This is a genomic window from Sphingomonas sp. 66-10 (assembly GCF_001897045.1).
In the GTDB taxonomy this organism is placed as follows: domain Bacteria; phylum Pseudomonadota; class Alphaproteobacteria; order Sphingomonadales; family Sphingomonadaceae; genus Sphingomonas; species Sphingomonas lycopersici.
On sequence record NZ_MKRR01000005.1, the window covers coordinates 13,692 to 16,883 of the forward strand.

The window sequence follows — 3,192 nt, forward strand, 5'->3', positions numbered from 1 at the left end:
CCACGCCGATATCGGCGAGAGCACGGCGACCACGGTGCCGGCGGGTCAGGCGACGTTTCGTTTCGCCCTCCCGAACTTGCCGGTGACGACCTTGCGGCCATCGCGCAGGAAATCGAGATGGTCGGACCAGTGCTGCATCATGCGGACGCGCTCGTCCCAATATTCCCCGCGCGTATAGGCGCGTCGCACGGCATTGTTGTCGCAATGGGCAAGCTGACGCTCGATCGCGTCGGGATGCCATAGCCCCATTTCGTTAAGCAGCGTGGCCGCCATCGCCCGGAAGCCGTGGCCGGTCATTTCGTCCTGCGCGAAGCCCATGCGCCGTAAGGCCGCGTTGATGGTGTTTTCCGACATGGGCCGATCCACCGACCGCAGCGAGGGGAACAGATAGCGGCTATAGTCGGCGTCATGCTCGATGGTCTGGAGGATGGCGAGCGCCTGCACCGAAAGGGGGATGGAATGCGCGCGCCGCATCTTGGTCTTGTGCGGCGGGATCGTCCACACCGCCTTGTCGAAATCGAAGTCGACCCATTCGGCGTGGCGCAACTCGCCGGGACGGACGAACACGTGGGGGAGCAATTGCAGCGCCGCCTTGGTGTTGGCGAACCCCTCGAACGTTTCGATCGCCCGCAGGAGGCCGCCTGCGTCGTGGGCGCTGGTGATGGCGGCGCGGTGAACGGGCTGCGGCGCGATCAGCGCGCCGCGCAGGTCAGCCGCCACATCGCGCTCGGCGCGGGCCGTAGCGATGGCGTAGCGGAATATCTGGCTGCACGTGCTGCGTAGCCGCTTGGCCGTCTCATACCGGCCTTTGCTCTCCATCTTGCGCAGCATGGTCAAAAGCTCCTGCGCGGTGATCGCGGTGACCGGGCGCTTGCCGATCGACGCATTGATGAAGTCGAGCAACCAACGCAGTTTCTTCATGGTGACGGCGGAGCGGCCTTCGCGCTCGACCTTCACCAGCCATTCGTCGGCAACGGCCTTGAAGCTGTTGGATGCGGCCACGGTGGCGGCGATTCGGTCGAGCCTGATCTTCTCGGCCGGGTCGTCACCGCGCGCCAGCACCTTCCGCGCGGCGTCGCGCTGCTCGCGGGCTTCGGCAAGACCGGTGTCGGGCCAGACGCCGAATGCCAGCGTCTTCTGCTTCCCCAGGTGGCGGTAGTTCATTCTCCAGTAGCGCCCGCCGTTCGGCGTCACATAGAGGAATAACCCGTCGCTATCGGTGAGCTTATAGGGCTTGGCCCGAACCTTGATGTTTCTGATCGCGGCAGCGGAAAGCGCCATGATGGTATCTCCGTTTCGGGGAGGGCCGCGCTACCATCAGACATACCATCAACATGCTGGTATCCGGTGGTCCGAGACCGCTCCGTATGGGATACCTATACCACAAAAAACCGCAGAATTCCGCCACTTACGGCATCTTCTGGAACCCTCTGGGAGAGGATTTTGGTGACCCCTACGGGACTCGAACCCGTGTTTTCGCCGTGAGAGTCCGAAACGCTGTCCGCCGACCTATCCGTCGACGAATGAACCGATCCGGCCGCTCAACGCTATGCCGCCAAGCAGCGCGTGCTATCGGCCCTCCGCGCGCACGCTTTCCTGCAACAGCACGTTGACCAGACGCGAGCGGACGCTGGAGCGGGACCAGACGATGCCGATCCGCCGCCCGACGCGCCGCTCCGGCAGGTCCAGCCGCGCGATATCGATCCCTTCCGGCCAGGGCGGCGCCCAGTCCGGGACGATCGAAACCCCCAGCCCGCGATCGACCATCATCGCGATCGCGTTGAGCGCGTTGAGCTCGAACCGCTCGCGCGGGGTGATGCCCGCCTCGTTGAGATAAAGCTCCGCCGAGCGGCCGCCCCATTGGTTGCGGTCGTAACGGATCAGCGGTTCCTCGCGCAGCAGATCGAGCGGATCCCGGTCGGCGAGCGCACGCGGGGCGAGCACGATCAGCGGCTCTTCGCGCAGCAGCAGCCATTCGCACGTCTTGGGAAGCGGATAGGGCGCCTCGAGTACCAGCGCGGCATCGAGCCGGCCTTTGTCCACGTCGACGAAGAGCTGCGCCGAATTGCCCGATTGGATGTGGATCGTCACCTGCGGGAATTTGCGGCTGACCCGCGCCAGAATATCGGGAAGCAGGCCGGTGAGCGGGGTGGTGCACGCGCCGAGCCGCAATTCGCCCGACACCTCCCCGTCATGCGCGACGCTGCGCAGATCGGCGGTGTCCCGCAACAGCTTGCGCGCCGGGCCGAGGACGCGCGCGCCCTGCTCGGTCATCCGCATCGTCCGCCCGACGCGCATCACCAGCGGTGCGCCCAGATCGCGTTCCAGCGCGTGAAGCTGCTGCGCCACCGCCGATGCGCTGATGTTGAGCACGCGCGCCGCGGCGGCCATCGATCCCTGGTCGATGACGGTGACGAACGTCTTCAGGAACCCGGTATCGATGGCGCAGCCTCATCCGAAACGGCGCTTGCCGGGCGCCGGGAATAGATCGTCAGCCCTTCGAGCGAATGACTCGGGGGCGGGAACAGATAGCTCGTCAGATAGCCGATGACGATCGACGAAGCGATCGCCAGCGCAAGATAGAGATAGGGGTGGACGAGCCCGAACCACCAGACGACGAAGGTGATGATCGACGCCGCCACGATCCCGATCGCGACGCCCTGCCAATTGGCGCGGCGCGTGAACAGCCCGAGCGTATAGGCGCCGGCACAGGCGCCGCCGAGCAGGCCGAACAGCTCGATCGTCAGATCGAGCAGCGAATGGATGTCGAGCCGCGACAGGACGATCGCGATCGCGATGCCGACCAGCCCGACACCCATGCTGGCCCCTTCGGCGAAGCGCACGATCTGCCGCTCGCTCCGGCCGGGCACGAGGCGCTCGTAGAAATCGACCGACAGCAAGGTGGCGACGCTGTTGATGATCCCCGACAGCGTCCCCATCGCGGCCGCGATCAGCCCGGCGATGATCAGCCCGACGATGCCCGGCGGCAGCTCGGTGCCGATGAAGGCGGGAAACACCGCGTCGATCGGCAGCGTCGGGCTCAGTTGCTCGGGGCGCGCGCGATAATAAGCGAACAATACGGTGCCAATGATGTAGAACATGAAGGCGCTGGGTGAGTTGGCCCCCGAAATGACCTGACAGGGTCTCGCTCTTAGATAAGAGTGAGCCATATGACTGAGCATACGACTAGGC

The 3,192-nt window shown here is 65.3% G+C and carries 3 protein-coding genes; all 3 read right to left on the bottom strand.

The window, feature by feature from the left end; translation table 11 throughout:
• Positions 1-45: 45 nt before the first annotated feature.
• The 3 genes from BGN95_RS01070 to BGN95_RS01080 all read right to left on the bottom strand — a co-directional run bounded on the left by BGN95_RS01070 (position 46) and on the right by BGN95_RS01080 (position 3,101).
• Positions 46-1,281, bottom strand: coding sequence for a tyrosine-type recombinase/integrase (locus BGN95_RS01070; RefSeq protein WP_286771363.1), 1,236 nt, complete (start codon positions 1,279-1,281; stop codon positions 46-48).
• A gap of 288 nt (positions 1,282-1,569) precedes the next feature.
• The gene (locus BGN95_RS01075) at positions 1,570-2,391 is read right to left on the bottom strand and encodes a LysR family transcriptional regulator (RefSeq protein WP_286771364.1); all 822 of its coding nucleotides are present in this window, start codon (positions 2,389-2,391) and stop codon (positions 1,570-1,572) included.
• 32 nt (positions 2,392-2,423) lie between these two features.
• Positions 2,424-3,101 (bottom strand): sodium:solute symporter family transporter, encoded by a 678-nt coding sequence (locus BGN95_RS01080; RefSeq protein ID WP_286771365.1) that lies wholly within the window; start codon positions 3,099-3,101, stop codon positions 2,424-2,426.
• Positions 3,102-3,192 lie beyond the last annotated feature (91 nt).

Bases quoted from the DNA above. Each gene is read 5' to 3' on its own strand.
- BGN95_RS01070 (WP_286771363.1), bottom strand. From the start codon at position 1,281: ATGGCGCTTTCCGCTGCCGCGATCAGAAACATCAAGGTTCGGGCCAAG.
- BGN95_RS01075 (WP_286771364.1), bottom strand. From the start codon at position 2,391: ATGGCCGCCGCGGCGCGCGTGCTCAACATCAGCGCATCGGCGGTGGCG.
- BGN95_RS01080 (WP_286771365.1), bottom strand. From the start codon at position 3,101: ATGTTCTACATCATTGGCACCGTATTGTTCGCTTATTATCGCGCGCGC.